12 protein-coding genes are annotated in these 14,132 nt (G+C 71.3%); 3 read left to right on the top strand and 9 right to left on the bottom strand.

Translation table 11 applies throughout. The annotated features are described in order from the left end of the window. Positions 1-64 precede the first annotated feature (64 nt). The 5 genes from AB0C35_RS36200 to AB0C35_RS36180 all read right to left on the bottom strand — a co-directional run bounded on the left by AB0C35_RS36200 (position 65) and on the right by AB0C35_RS36180 (position 6,411). Positions 65-1,270, bottom strand: coding sequence for a family 2 encapsulin nanocompartment cargo protein polyprenyl transferase (locus AB0C35_RS36200; RefSeq protein ID WP_358466240.1), 1,206 nt, complete (start codon positions 1,268-1,270; stop codon positions 65-67). 29 nt (positions 1,271-1,299) lie between these two features. Further along, positions 1,300-2,700 (bottom strand): family 2B encapsulin nanocompartment shell protein, encoded by a 1,401-nt coding sequence (locus AB0C35_RS36195; protein ID WP_358466238.1) that lies wholly within the window; start codon positions 2,698-2,700, stop codon positions 1,300-1,302. Beyond that, positions 2,697-4,121, bottom strand: a complete 1,425-nt coding sequence (locus tag AB0C35_RS36190; RefSeq protein ID WP_358466236.1) for a family 2B encapsulin nanocompartment shell protein — start codon at positions 4,119-4,121, stop codon at positions 2,697-2,699. The genes AB0C35_RS36195 and AB0C35_RS36190 overlap by 4 nt, the downstream gene beginning before the upstream one ends. 224 nt (positions 4,122-4,345) lie before the next feature. Beyond that, positions 4,346-5,776, bottom strand: coding sequence for an MFS transporter (locus tag AB0C35_RS36185; protein ID WP_358466234.1), 1,431 nt, complete (start codon positions 5,774-5,776; stop codon positions 4,346-4,348). Between the two features lie 65 nt (positions 5,777-5,841). Beyond that, the gene (locus tag AB0C35_RS36180) at positions 5,842-6,411 is read right to left on the bottom strand and encodes a hypothetical protein (protein WP_358466232.1); all 570 of its coding nucleotides are present in this window, start codon (positions 6,409-6,411) and stop codon (positions 5,842-5,844) included. Positions 6,412-6,710: 299 nt separating this feature from the next. Here AB0C35_RS36180 and lpdA point away from each other — a divergent pair, with 299 nt between their 5' ends. Beyond that, a complete protein-coding gene (gene lpdA, locus AB0C35_RS36175; RefSeq protein WP_358466230.1) occupies positions 6,711-8,114 on the top strand; it encodes a dihydrolipoyl dehydrogenase in 1,404 nt (467 codons plus the stop codon). Positions 8,115-8,261: 147 nt separating this feature from the next. On the opposite strand, the gene AB0C35_RS36170 is transcribed toward lpdA, so the two are convergent. From AB0C35_RS36170 to AB0C35_RS36160, 3 genes are all read right to left on the bottom strand, one after another. Continuing rightward, positions 8,262-8,870, bottom strand: coding sequence for a hemerythrin domain-containing protein (locus AB0C35_RS36170; RefSeq protein ID WP_358466229.1), 609 nt, complete (start codon positions 8,868-8,870; stop codon positions 8,262-8,264). A 58-nt stretch (positions 8,871-8,928) separates the two neighbouring features. After that, the gene (locus tag AB0C35_RS36165) at positions 8,929-9,903 is read right to left on the bottom strand and encodes a DUF2637 domain-containing protein (protein ID WP_358466227.1); all 975 of its coding nucleotides are present in this window, start codon (positions 9,901-9,903) and stop codon (positions 8,929-8,931) included. 101 nt (positions 9,904-10,004) lie between these two features. Further along, complete coding sequence (locus AB0C35_RS36160; protein WP_358466225.1) at positions 10,005-11,258, bottom strand: FAD-dependent oxidoreductase; 1,254 nt, start codon at positions 11,256-11,258, stop codon at positions 10,005-10,007. Between the two features lie 134 nt (positions 11,259-11,392). Between AB0C35_RS36160 and AB0C35_RS36155 the strand changes: the two genes are divergently transcribed. Together AB0C35_RS36155 and AB0C35_RS36150 are read left to right on the top strand one after the other, a co-directional pair. Then, the gene (locus tag AB0C35_RS36155) at positions 11,393-12,937 is read left to right on the top strand and encodes a helix-turn-helix domain-containing protein (protein WP_358466223.1); all 1,545 of its coding nucleotides are present in this window, start codon (positions 11,393-11,395) and stop codon (positions 12,935-12,937) included. Between the two features lie 225 nt (positions 12,938-13,162). Continuing rightward, positions 13,163-13,471: a hypothetical protein gene (locus AB0C35_RS36150; RefSeq protein WP_358466221.1), complete on the top strand. Its 309-nt coding sequence runs from the start codon at positions 13,163-13,165 to the stop codon at positions 13,469-13,471. Between the two features lie 21 nt (positions 13,472-13,492). Here the strand turns inward: AB0C35_RS36150 and AB0C35_RS36145 are convergent, their stop codons facing one another. Beyond that, on the bottom strand, positions 13,493-14,062 hold the full coding sequence (locus tag AB0C35_RS36145; protein WP_358466219.1) for a DUF6328 family protein: 570 nt from the start codon (positions 14,060-14,062) through the stop codon (positions 13,493-13,495). Between the last annotated feature and the right edge of the window lie 70 nt (positions 14,063-14,132).

The following is a 14,132-nucleotide window of genomic DNA, read 5'->3' as shown; positions in this document are numbered from 1 at the left end:
GTGGGCGTCGAGTTGTCGTGGGGCGGCGGGGTCCAGAGGGAGCACGCCGGGGGTGTAGGGCGTGTCAATGGTCCCGGTGGGCGATGAGGCGGGCGAGGGTGCGGAGTTCGGCGGCGGTGACGGGGGCGGGGGCGGCGGCGTCGAGGGCGGTGACGGCCTGGGTGAGGAGGGCGGCGGCCTGGGTGGCGGCCCAGGTGCGGCCGCCGGCGGCGTCGATGAGGGCGGCCGCGCGGGAGAGGTCGTCGCCGGTGAGGGCGTCGTCGCGGAGGTAGAGGGCGGCGAGTTCCTCGCCGGCGGGGGTGGCGGAGGTGAGGGCGGCGACCACGGGCAGAGACTTCTTGCGGCTGTGCAGGTCGGAGTGGACGGGTTTGCCGGTGACCTCCGGGACGCCCCAGATGCCGAGCAGGTCGTCCACGAGCTGGAAGGCCAGGCCGAGCCGTTCACCGAAGGCGCGCAGGTGGGCGCACTGGCCGGTGGTGCCGCCGCCGTAGGCCGCGCCCAGCGCGCAGGCGGCGCCCAGCAGCGCACCGGTCTTGCGGCCCGCCATGGTCAGGCATTCGTCGAGCGTCACGTCGGCGCGTTCCTCGAAGGCGAGGTCGGCGCTCTGGCCCTCGATCAGGTCGAGGACGGCGCGGCTGAGGGTCCGGACGGCGCGGGTGACGACCGGGGACGGTTCGGCGGCGAGCGCCTCGAACGCGGCGGCGAGCAGCGCGTCCCCGGTCAGGATCGCGGCGTTGGCGCCGAAGACGCTCCAGGCGGTCGGCCGGTGCCTGCGGGTGAGGTCGCCGTCCATCACGTCGTCGTGCAGGAGTGAGAAGTTGTGCGCCAGCTCGATCGCGACGGCCGCGGGAAGGGCGGCGGCGGCCGTCCCGCCGACCGCCTCCGCCGCCAGCAGCGCCAGCGCGGGACGGATCGCCTTGCCGCCCGCGCCGGAGGCGGGCAGCCCCCGCTCGTCGCTCCAGCCGAAGTGGTACGCGGCGATGCCGCGTGCCGCGTCCGGGAGGGTCTCGACCGCGTCGCGCAGGGCCGGCTGGAGTAGGCGGCGGCTCCAGCCGAGCACCTCGGCCGCCGGGCGGGCGCGGCCCGCCCGGCGATCGCCCGCCTCCGGACGGCCCCCTGGTTCCTCCTTTGACTGGTGGCGGGTGGGGGTAGGGGTGGGGGCTGGCGACGAGGCGTTCGAGCGGAGCTCGTCCTTTGACTGGTGGCGGGCGGGGGCTGGTGGACGGTGGTCGCAGCGGAGCACCGCCGGGTCGTCTCCCCAGACGGGCATATGGTCCCTTTCCTTCGGCGGGCGGTTCCCTAGCGGGCGATCTCGACGTTCTCCAGGACGCCGAGGGCGTCGGGGACCAGCACGGCGGCCGAGTAGTAGGCGCTGACCAGGTAGGTCATGACCGCGCGGTCGTCGATGCCGGTGAAGCGGACCGACAGGCCCGGCCGGACCTCACCGGGCATCCCGGTGCGGCGCAGCCCGATGACGCCCTGGTCGTCCTCGCCGGTGCGCAGCACGAGGATCGAGCTGGTCCCGGACGGGCTGACCGGGATCTTGTCGCAGGGATGGATCGGGACGCCGCGCCACGCCTGCACGCGCTGCCGGACGCCCCCCGGGCCGTCCACGTCCATGCCGGACGGGTACACGCCGCGGCGGGTGCATTCGCGGCCGAACGCGGCGATCGCCTTCGGGTGGGCGAGGAAGAACCGCGACTTGCGGCGCCGCGCCAGCAGTTCGTCCAGGTCGGCGGGCGTGGGCGGGCCGCCGCGGGTCTGGATGCGCTGCCGCGGGTCGGCGTTGTGCAGCAGGCCGAAGTCCCGGTTGTTGATCAGCTCGTGCTCCTGCCGTTCCCTGATCGCCTCCACGGTGAGCCTGAGCTGCTGCTCGACCTGGTTCATCGGCCCGTTGTAGATGTCGGCGACGCGGGTGTGGACGCGCAGGAGCGTCTGGGTGACGCTCAGCTCGTACTCGCGGGGCGACGCCTCGTAGTCGGCGAACGTGCCGGGCAGGACGGGCTCGCCGCCGTGCCCGGACGCCAGTTCGATCGGCGCCTCGCCGTTCTTGGTCCGCGGCGGGGCGGGCGTGTTCCGGTACGCCTCCAGGTGCGTGCGAAGGGAATCGGACCGGCCGGTCAGCTCCTCGATCGCCTCCCTGGTGAGCGTCAGGACGGTGGTGGGGGTGAGCGCGCGGAACGTGTGCGGCCATCGTTCGTCCGTCCCGAGGAGCGCACGGTCGCCGAAGAACCGGCCGCCGTCGAGGACGCCGATCTCGGCGTCCGCGTCGTACTCCCCCGGCCCGGTCTCCGCGACCTTGCCGTGCGCGACCAGGTGGACGGCGTCGGCGGGACGGCCCGCCTCCGCGATGGCCTCGCCGGGCCGGTACTCGCGCTGCTCGAACCGCCCGGCGAGTTCGTCCAGGACGCCGGAGCCGGCGAGGCCGCGCAGCGGCGGCAGCTCGGCCAGCTCCGGCGGGATCACCCGGATCTCGGCACCGTCGTTAACGAACGTCACCAGGCCGTCGCCGAGCCGGTAGGTCAGCCGGCGGTTCACCCGGTAGGTGCCCGCGTCCGCCCGCACCCACGGCAGCCGCGCCAGCAGCCACCGCGGGGTGATGCCCTGCATCTGCGGGACGGACTTGGTCGTCGTCGCGAGGTTGCGGGCGGCCCGCGTATCGAGGGCCGACCGCGTGCCGGGAGTCTGCGGCTCCGTCACGCCCCGGCACCGCCGTGGGCGATCTCGACGGACTCCAGCATCCCGAGCGCGTCGGGGACCAGGACGGCGGCCGAGTAGTAGGCGCTCACCAGGTAGGAGATGAGGGCCTTCTCGTCGATGCCCATGTACCGGACGGACAGGCCGGGCTGGTACTCGTCCGGCAGGCCGACCTGGTGCAGCCCGATGACGCCCTGCGCCGCCTCGCCGGTGCGCATCAGCAGGATCGAGCTGGTCCTGGTCCGGCTGACCGGGATCTTGTTGCACGGGAAGATCGGCACGCCGCGCCAGGCGGGGACCTTGTGGCCGCCGACGTCGACGCTGTCGGGGTAGACGCCGCGGGCGCTGCACTCGCGGCCGAACGCGGCGATCGCCTTCGGGTGGGCGAGGAAGAACGCCGGGTCCTTCCAGACGAGGGTGAGCAGGTCGTCCATGTCGTCGGGGGTGGGCGGGCCGCCGCGCGTGTGGATGCGCTGCGACAGGTCGGCGTTGTGCAGGAGGCCGAAGTCCCGGTTGTTGACGAGCTCGTTCTCCTGGCGTTCGCGCAGCGCCTCGATGGTCAGCCTGAGCTGCTGCTCGACCTGGTCCATCGGCTCGTTGTAGAGGTCGGCGACGCGGGTGTGGACGCGCAGGACGGTCTGCGCGACGCTCAGCTCGTACTCGCGGGGGGAGGCCTCGTAGTCGACGAACGTGCCGGGCAGGACGGGCTCGCCGGCGTGCCCTGCGGCGAGCTCGATCGCGGCCTCGCCGTGCTCGTTGTGCGCCTCCCGGGGGCTGGCGCGGTATTCGTCGAGGTGGGCCTGCAGGGACGAGGACTGGCCGAGGGTCTCCTGGAAGTCGGCCTCGCTCATGCTGAGGATCGTGCAGGCGGTCAGGGCCTTGACCGTGTACGCCCACTCTTCCGGGGACTGGCCCTCCTCGGTGCCGAGCAGGGCCTGCTCGCCGAAGAAGTCGCCGTTGGCGAGCGTCCCGTGGACGGCCTCGGCGCCGAACTCGCCGGTGCCGATCCTGCTGAGCTTGCCGTGCGCGACGAGGATGACCCGGTCTACGGGGCGTCCCTGCTCGACGATGACGTCGCCGGGCTCGTACTCCTGCTGGGTGAACCGTCCGGCGATGGCGTCCAGGGTGAGGTCGTCGTCGTACCCGCGCAGCGGCGGCAGCTCGCCCAGTTCGCGCGGGATGACCCGCACGTCGGCGCCGGTGGTCACGAACGTGACCCGCCCGTCGCCGAGCGTGTAGGTGAGCCGCCGGTTGACGCGGTACGCGCCGCCCGCCGCCTGGACCCAGGGCAGCAGCTTCAGCAGCCATCGGGAGGTGATGCCCTGCATCTGGGGGACGGACTTGGTCGTGGTCGCGAGGTTCCGCGCGGCCGCGGTGCCAAGGCTCAACTGCTGCTGTTCCCGCTGTTCCTGCTGTTCGGTCACGTGCACACCACCGATTCATCGCCGGTCGGTCAGGAGGGGCCGCCTTCGGCCAACGGTGACGCTACAGACGGTGATCGACTGATCGCAACGAGCCATGGCCTTCACCTCTTCTTTGCCGTGACGCCACACAAGTCGCACCCGTCCGGCATGCCCCTCCCGGGACGGCGGAGGTTTCGTCGCTGGTCATGAGCCGGACGTGGGGCGAATCACCTTTGACGGGCGCGCTATCTCGCCCCGGAACCCGCCGGTTCGGGGGCGAGTTCCTCCCCGGCCTCCTCGATCGGCACCCCGGCCGTCTCGCGGATCTTCAGGATCGGGATCAGCGCCACCAGCGCGGCGAACATGATGTAGAACGCCGGGACGTAGTTGGACCCCGTCACGTCGATCAGCGAGCCGATCAGCACCGCCGCCGTCCCGCCGAACAGCGACGTCGAGATGTTGTAGCCGATGGCGAACGCCCCGTACCGCACCCTGGTCGGGAACATCGCCGGGAACGTCGCGGCGATCACCGCGAGGATCAGCACGAGCAGGCCGCCGACGATGGTGTAGCCGGCCGCCACGCCCAGCGGGTCGCCGGTCTGCATGAGCGCGAACGCCGGCCACGCCAGCAGGATGTAGCCGACCGCCGCGGTCGTCAGCAGCGGTTTGCGGCCGATCCGGTCCGACAGCGCGCCCAGCGGGACGATCACCGTGATCATCGCCGCCTCGACCGCGATGGTGATGAACTGTGCCGTGTCGTCGTTCATGTCCAGGTAGTCGACGAGGTAGGACGGCATGAACGTCAGCAGCGTGTAGTCCGCCACGTTCAGCAGGAACACGATCCCGATCAGCATCAGGATGACGCGCCAGTAGTGCGTCAGCGTGTCCTTCAGCGGCGACTGGGACTTCTTGCCCTGCTCCTCCATGTGCTGGAACGTGGGGGTGTCCTCGATGCGCGTCCGGACGTAGAGGCCGACGATGCCGAGCGGCAGCGCAATCAGGAACGGCATCCGCCAGCCCCAGCCGTGCATCGCGTCCTCGCTGAGCAGCAGATCCATGCCGAAGACGAGCCCCGCCCCCAGGATGTAGCCGACCAGGGTGCCGAGTTCCAGGAAGCTGCCGAAGAACCCGCGCCGGTGCGTCGGCGCGTACTCGGCGATCATCGTGGCGGCGCCGCCGTACTCGCCGCCCGTCGAGAAGCCCTGGACCAGCCGGACGCCGAGCAGGAGCAGCGGCGCGGCGATCCCGATCGTGTCGTAGCCCGGCAGGATCCCGATCAGGAACGTGGAACCCGACATCAGCAGGATCGTGGTCGCCAGCACCCGTTTGCGGCCCAGCTTGTCGCCCATCGGGCCGAAGAACAGCCCGCCGAACGGACGGGCGATGAACGCCGCCGCGATCAGCGCGAACGAGCGCAGCGTCGCCCCGGACTCGCCGCCCGGGAAGAACACGTCGCCGATGATCGCCGTCATCACCCCGGCGCTGAACACGCCGAAGTCGAACCACTCGATGCAGTTCCCGATCGCGGACGCGACGACGGCCTTGCGGACGGCGCCGGGATCGGCCTCGTCCTTCGACAGGTCCACACCGGAACCGCCACCGGAACCGGAGCCGGGACCGTCCCGTCCCGTGTCGTCCCCCGAGTGTGCGTTCGTCCGCGTCCCCACGAGCCCCATCTGCCCGAAGATCGGTAAGGCTAACGCCGGTCAGCAGATTTCGGTCACTCAGGGGAGCTGGACGGTCACGATCTGCGGAAGTTCCTCGCCGTGTCCTCGGCGTCCTCGCCCAGGAGATCGTCCGGCAGCTGGGTGAGGACGGTGGTGCGCTGGGGATCGTCGTCGCGCCGGTCCCCGCCGTCGCCGCCGGCCTCGTCGAGTTCCTGGGGTTCGCCGAGTTCGTCGGGGAGTTCGTCGGTGGTCTGCGGGTCACCGCCCAGCAGCTCGTCGAGGGTGGCGGTGCTCTCGTCGAGCAGGTCGTCCTCGGGGATCGAGACGAGCGCCTGCGTCTCCTGCGACTCCCGGGTTATCACGCCGCTGGCCAGGATGTTGTTGCGGTGCCGCAGCGCGCCGTTCTCGCGCAGCAGGTTGTCCACCTCGTTGCGGACCCGCGCCACGCGGCGGCTCGACCGCACGTGCACGACGAGGCCGCCGGCGGCGAGCCCCAGGATGAAGCAGGCGGCCGGGATGCCGACCGACGACGGCGTGAGCGTCGCCACCAGCGCGACCATGACCAGCGCGACGACCACACCGAGCGCGGGATAGTGCTGCTCCATCCAGTCCAGGACGGTGTTGACGCGCTTCGGGATGCGCACTCGTCTTCTCCTCCACTCAGCTCAAGACGGGGACAACGACCGGGCAGGGGCTCGATGTTCCATCGGTGTTCCATCGATCGCGACGGGCCGTTCCCAGGACGCCACCGGGCTCCACGGCCGGGACGCAGGGGCTCGCGTCTCTCGCGCGCCGCCCCGCCTTCCGGGATCACTGACCAGCGGAAGGCCGCTCAAAACACTAACAGTACGTGACATCCGCCTCACGAACGGCACCCCGGCGGGAACGCGTCCCCGCGCCGCCGGGATGCGAGTACCGGCGGGGCCGAATATCGTCCATGGATATGAGCGAACACTTTGACGTCGTGGTCCTGGGCGCGGGCCCGGGTGGATATGTCGCCGCGATCCGGTCGGCACAGCTCGGGCTGAAGACGGCGATCATCGAGGAGCGGTACTGGGGCGGGGTCTGCCTCAACGTCGGCTGCATCCCCTCGAAGGCGCTGCTGCGCAACGCCGAACTGGCGCACATCTTCACCCAGGAGCAGAAGACCTTCGGCATCAACGTCGAGGGGCGGGTCTCGTTCGACTACGGCGTCGCCCACCAGCGCAGCCGCCAGGTGTCGGACAAGCTCGTCAAGGGCGTCCAGTTCCTGATGAAGAAGAACAAGATCACGTCCTATGACGGGCGGGGCATGTTCACCGACCCGAACACGCTGCAGGTCGACCGGGCGGACGGCTCCAGCGAGACCGTCACGTTCGGCAGCTGCATCATCGCGGCCGGCGCGCACACCAAGCTGCTGCCGGGCACGGAGCTGTCCGAGCGCGTGGTCACCTACGAGGAGCAGATCCTCAGCTCCGAGCTGCCCGAGAGCATCGTCATCGCGGGCGCGGGCGCGATCGGCGTCGAGTTCGCCTACATCCTGCACAACTACGGGGTGAAGGTCACGATCGTCGAGTTCCTCGACCGGATGGTCCCGAACGAGGACGCGGACGTGTCCAAGGAGCTGGCCAAGCGGTACCGCAAGCTCGGCGTGGACGTGCTGACGTCCACCCGCGTGGACGCGATCGACGATTCGGGCGACAAGGTGAAGGTCACCGTCACCGGCAAGGACGGCGCCCAGCAGGTCATCGAGACCGACAAGGTGCTCCAGGCGATCGGGTTCCAGCCGAACGTGGAGGGCTACGGGCTGGAGAAGGCGGGCGTGCAGCTCACCGAGCGCGGCGCCATCGACGTGGACGGCCGCTGCCGCACGTCCGTCCCGCACATCTACGCCATCGGCGACGTGACCGCGAAGCTCATGCTCGCGCACGCCGCCGAGGCCATGGGCATCGTCGCGGCCGAGACCATCGCCGACGCCGAGACGATGGAGCTGGAGTACGTGATGATCCCCCGCGCCACGTACTGCCAGCCGCAGGTCGCGAGCTTCGGCTGGACGGAGGCGCAGGCGAAGGAGCGGGGCTACGACGTCAAGACCGCCAAGTTCCCCTACAGCGCGAACGGCAAGGCGCTCGGCATGGGCGAGGGCGACGGGTTCGTCAAGGTGATCAGCGACGCCAAGTACGGCGAGATCCTCGGCGCGCACATGATCGGCCCCGAGGTGACCGAGCTGCTGCCGGAGCTGACGCTGGCGCAGCAGTGGGACCTGACCGTCAACGAGGTCGCCCGCAACGTGCACGCCCACCCGACGCTGGGCGAGGCCATGAAGGAGGCCGTCCACGGCCTCGCCGGCCACATGATCAACATGTGACAAATTCGGCCCAGAATGGCGTAAATGGCTGACGTGGCGCGAGTGAATGGGAAATGCTTATGAGCATGGCGGTGTGGGTGGGGTGGTGTCCGCTTCGGCGGTCCACCCGCACCGTCACACTCGTCTCCGGCGCACCGGTGGGTGCGGTCAGGGGGCGGGCCAGCGGGTGAGGGCGTCGTAGGCGGGCCGCCAGTCGCTCTCGAAGGTGGCGCGGACCGGTTCGGGCAGTCCCCCGAGCATCTTCGCGGTCACCTCGTCGCTCGCGCCGTCCAGGAGCCAGGGGAAGATGCGCGGGGCGTCCGGGCCGATTCCCGTCGCGTGGACCTGGCCGAAATGCTGCAACTGCTCGAAGGTCACGGTCGCGTCCATCAGCGGCAGCGCCTCGTCCTCCTCGTGCTTCAAGTGGGCGGTGAGGTTGGCGGCCAGGGCGTCCACCAGGTCGCCGAGCGGTTCCGAGCCGTGGTCGATGGCCTCGATGAGCGGGTCGACGGCGGCGTGCTCGGCCTCCATCGCGTCCAGGAGGGCCAGGTCGTCGGGACGGGCCGCGAGGGTTTCGCGCATGACCGGCCAGAGGGCCTCGTCCTCGGCGGTGTGGTGGACGTGCAGGGACTTCTTGAACAGCTCCCAGCCGACGGCCACGGCCAGGAGCCGGCGGGGGTCGTCGTCCGTCCCGGCGGTGACCTTGGCCAGATGCTCCAGTTCCCTGCGCAGGGCGTCGTGCATCACGTACATCGCGGTCCAGTCGTGCTTGCTCACGATCTCTCCTTCTCGTGGGTTCACCGCATTGACGATGCAGGAGAAGGAAAGGTGACGCTCAGGACGCGCGTGTCGCCGAGGCCGGGGCGGGGCGGGTCAGGCGGCTGAGGAGGCGCTGGCCCTGACGGGAGCTGATGTCGAGCCGGCGTCCCAGTTCGGCGCCGGTGATGCCGGGTTCGGCGTCGATGATGGACAGGGCGCGGGCCTCGTTGTCGGTGGCGACGCTGCGCGGGATCTGCTGCCGGGCCGGTTTGCGCGGCGCCGCCTTGCGCTGCCGGGGACGGCGGGGAGGCGGGACGTCCTCTTTCTCGGGTTCCGGCGCCGTGAGTTCGCTCACGCGGGTGAACGCCTGGTCGAGCATGACGCCGTCGGACAGCATCCAGACGATGTCGGCGGGGGCGTCGGTCTTCCACTTGCGGCCGTAGTGGTCGCCGAGGAGGGCCAGGGCGTGGCGGCGGCGCTGCTCGGCGACGAGGGCCTGCGGGTAGGAGGTGATCTGCCACAGCACCATGCGGCGCCACAGCCGGAACGTCGAGAACGGGGCGAGCAGCCAGCGGGCGACCGGGACGCCTTCGCGGACGGTCCCGGCGGCGATCCCGGCGCGGCGGCGGATGGCGTGCCGGACGGCCTCGATGAACGTGATGAACAGGATCGGCATCGCGGCGTGCATCACCATGCCGGTCGGGTCGCCGTGCGCGGCCGACACGTTCAGCCAGACCGTGGCGCCGGTGAACGCGAACGCCATCCAGCGCAGCGCCGGCATCGGCATGGCCAGCCACTCCAGCAGCAGCGCGACCGAGACCAGGGCGAGGATGCCGAGGTCGACACCGGCGGGGACGATCCACGCCTGGGCACCGAACCACGGTTCGGCGACGTCCCGGACGGAGGCGAACGAGCCGTAGCCGCCCAGGCCGGCGAGCCCGGCGAAGAACAGCCCGCCGACCCCGGCCAGCACGCGCTGCGCCCGGGTCAGCGGCACGGTGGTCAGCGGTGCTGCGGTCAGCGGTGCTGTGGCCGTGCGCACCTCGTCCATCGGCGTCCCTCCCGCCACGGGTCTAGATCACCCCGTGACGTTAGCGCGCCGGGCCCCTTCGTCCGGACGAAAGCGCCAGAACAGCCCAAACCCCCAGGTCGTCAGCGGAGCGGGCTGAAGGGGGTCAGCTCCGGTGGCCGCTCGCCGGTGACGATCTGGTCGGCGAGGAGGCGTCCGGTGGCGGGGCCGAGCGTGATGCCCCACATGCCGTGACCGCCCGCGGCGAAGACCCGCGGCGACCGGGTCGCGCCGATCAGGGGCAGGCCGTCGCGGGTGCAGGGGCGCGACCCGACCCACTCGTCCCGCCGGTCGTCCAGGTCGGCGCCGCGCAGCAGGGGCCGGGCGGCCTCGACGATCGCCTTGACCCGGCGCGGGTCGAGCGGCGCCTCGGGACGGCGGAACTCCATCATCCCGGCCACGCGCAGCCGGTCGCCCAGCGGCGTGCACGCCACCCGCTGCGACGGGAAGTACACGGGGCCGTCCGGGACGCGGTCCACCGGCACGCTGAAGCTGTAGCCGCGGCCCGCCTGCACGAGGGCGCGGACGCCGAACCGCCGGGCGAGGTCGCCGAGCCACACGCCGCTCGCGATGACCACCGTGTCGAACGTCTCGGAGTCGTTGCCCGCCGTGCGGACGGCGACGCCGCCGGGCTCGTCGCGGACGTCGCTGACGTCCGCGCCCGCCCGGATCTTGCCGCCCCGGTCGCGGACGGAGTCGGCGAGGGCGTGCACGAACTCGCCGGGGTTGATGAAACGCTGCCCGCGCAGCACGACGGCCGCACCGATCTCGTCGGACAGGGCGGGCTCGATCCCGCGCGCCTCGTCCCCGCTGAGGACCTCGTACTCCAGGGTCTGCCCGGCCTCGCGGATGTGCTCGATCTCCTCCAGCAGGACGCGGCGCTCATCGGCCGTCCGGTACGCGGCGAGGAAGGACCCGGCGTCGTTCGTCTCCGCCTTGACGCCGCCCTCGATCAGCGCGTCGAAGCTCGGCAGCGCCCGGCCGTTGATCGGCACCAGCGACTCCATCGCGCGCCGCCACCGGGCCGCCGTGCTGTTGCGGGCGAACCCGGCGAGGAACCTGAGCAGGCGCGGGCTGGCACTCGGCGGGACGTACACCGGCGACGACGGGCTGAGCACCGCGCGCACGCCGTAGGAGAGGACGGCCGGCTCGGGAAGCGGGGTCGCCAGGCCGGGGGTCAGCCAGCCGGCGTTGCCCCAGGAAGCCCCAGCGGCCACGTCCCGGCGGTCGAAAACGGTGACGTCGGCGCCGTGCTCTTGCAGGAACCAGGCGGTGGACAGACCGACCATCCCGGCGCCCACGACGGCGACGCTGCGCGGACGCGTGTCGAGAGCCATGCCCGCTCATCTCCTTGTGATTGACGACACCTCGATGGTCGCCCGCCGCGAGAACGGAGTCTCTGTCGCGTTCGGCCAATCGAGCCGGTCCACATAGTGTGAAGAGCACAAACCTCGGACGAGGGGGGCGCCGGATGATCAGCTTGAGCGACCTTGTCGAATCCCTGGGCCCGGGGCTGCTCCGGATGGTCGAGGACGGCCGCGACGCGCAGGTGCACGACGTCGTCCTGGCCGAGCCGGGCGAACCGGCCGGGCAGCCGGGCGAGGTCGTCCTCGGCGTCGGCGTGACCGGCCCGGCCGCCGCCGTCGCCCTCCTCGAACGGGCCGACGCGGCGGGCGCGGACGGCGTCGTCCTGAAGGCGCCCCTCGCCGACGCCCCCGAGGTCACCGCCGCCGCCCGCCGCCTGCGGCCGGCGCTCATCGAACTCCAGCCCGACACGTCCTGGACGCACGTCGTCTGGCTCGTCCGCGGCGCCATCGACCGCGCCTACGCGCCCCTCCCCGGGCCGCCCGGCGCGCAGGGCGTCCACAACGACCTGTACGCCCTGGCCGACACCGCCGCCGAGATCGCCGACGCGCCGGTGACCATCGAGGACGCCCGCTCACGCGTCCTCGCCTACTCGGGCCGCCAGGACACCACCGACCCGGCCCGCGTCTCCACCATCGTGGGACGCCGCGTGCCGCCCCAGGTCATCGCCCACCTCCGCGCCTCCGGCGTCTTCCGCAGACTGGCCCGATCCAGCGACCCCGTCCTCGTCCCCGAGAGCCCGGACGGCATGCTGCCCCGCCTCGTCATCCCCGTCCGGGCCGGCGGCGAATGGCTCGGCTCGATCTGGGTGGTGGCCCGCACACCGATCCCGCCGGACCGCGTCCAGCGCCTCACCGACCTCGCGTCCGTCCTGGCCCTGCACCTCCTGCGCCTGCGCGCCGAAGCCGGAGTGGCCCGCCGGGTGTCGGACGACCAGCTCCGCGCCGCACTCCGCGACGGCGCCGAGGTCACCGCCCCCACCCCGCCATGGCGCGTGGTGACCCTCGGAACCCTCGGCGAACCCGAAGACATCCGGCAGCACCTCGACCTGTGGGACGCGATCACCCACCGCTTCGGCTGGCACCGCCCCCTCCTCGTCGACCTCGACGACGCCCTCTGCGCCGTCCTGACCGACCACCCCCGCGCGACCGACGCCGGGTCGATGCCCTGGCTGCGCCACGTCCTCCCCCAGGTCCGCACACACGACCCCGACCTGTACGCGACGGCGGGCGGCCCCGCGAACTCCCACACCGAACTCCCCCGCTCCCGAGCAGAAGCCGCCGAACTGGCCGCCCTCGTCACGTCGGGCCGACTCACCCCCGGCCTGATCCTGCTGGAGGAAGCCTGGGACGCCGTCGTGGTCGAACGCGCCCGCAAGGCCATGGGAACCGAATCCGGCCTGCTCGGCGGCCCCCTCCCCGCCCTACGCACCCACGACGACACCCACGGCACGGCGTTCCTCCCGACCCTCGCCGCCTGGCTCGACCACTACGGCGACCCGAAGGGCACGGCCCAGGCCCTGGACGTCCACCCCAACACCCTCCGTTACCGCCTACGCAGAATGGCCGAGGTGACCCCGCTAGACCTGTCGTCCCCCCAAACCCGCCTAGCCCTACGCCTCCAACTCAACGCCCTCCAAACCCCGGACTAGCGACTCTGCGGTCCGTACGACGTCCCACTTTGTCACCTGTCCTGGCTCGCCCGGTCGCCGTCCGCCACCGCCCGGCCCGGAACGCCTCTTGCCAGTTGAAAATTCCCGGAATGAGTCACCCTGAAGGGGGTTTCAGGATGCTTCAGCCCAGCCTCAGGAATATTCGTCAAAGTGAAATGTGTCGGCGGCGAATGAAAGGTAGCCGCGCATCGATTCGGAAAGCTGATGGCATTCAAGCTGGGTGTTTATGGCATGCAGAGTTCGGAAGCGGAAGGTTTGGTCGGCTTGTCGTTCCCTGTGATCCCGCGCCCGGTGATCCTGCGCTTGGGGATCGGTCATCTCCACACGGTCGACGGGGGGCTTTCCGGCGGCCGGGGCCGCCACACCAGTGCCAGGTCCGGCACTGGTCAAGGCGACCGGAGCGGTGATGGTGTTGCCGGGGACGGCGGACGGCAAGCTCTGCACGTGCTGAGCGGCGCCGAAGCCGCCGAATCCCGCAAACGGTGGCGGCGCCGACTGTCGTGGTTCTGTTGAGCCGGCGTAGTGGTGAGGTGATCAGCCTTGACCAGAGTCTGGGCCCACGCTCTCGTCCACCACGCTCCCGTCCACCCGGGCCTCATCGCGGGGAACGGACAGCGCCCCCCGAATCCGGGTGAGCATCGGTTGGCCGAACCAGAGCCAGCCGGCGAGGAGGGCCATGCCGGTGGCGGTGATGAGCGCGAGCGGGCCGTTGAACAGGTAGTCGACCACCGCCATCGTCGCGGTGGTCATCGATACCGCCAGGGCCAGCGTCCCGACGATGCCGTACAGGTTCGACCGCCGCACAAGCGTCTCCTTGCAGCCTCGGCGGAACAGGATCCGGTGCTGGGCCACGGGGGTGATGAAGAAGATCGAGGCCACGGCGGCGCTGATGAGCGCGACATAGAACAGCCACTGGCCCAGGGCGGTGACCCGGTCGTATCCCGGGGCGAACGGGACGGTCAGCAGGAAGGCGAAGAACACCTGAACCCCGGTGACCGCGACCCGGAAGCCCTGCAGGAGCTCCAGGAAGTTGCGTATGGTGCGCTCGGCCGGACTCTCGTCGATGGGGCTTGTGTCGTGCTGTGACCTGCCAGAGGTCTTCACGACGGCTTCACCTTCATCGGGCCGGGTCGAGCCGGTGCCAGGAACTCAGCGAGCCACCTCCTGGACAACC

The sequence above is a fragment of the Spirillospora sp. NPDC048819 genome, from assembly GCF_040650055.1.
Lineage (GTDB): Bacteria > Actinomycetota > Actinomycetes > Streptosporangiales > Streptosporangiaceae > Spirillospora.
Note: the sequence above shows the minus strand (reverse complement) of the source record. Positions and strands in the feature narration are given on the sequence as shown.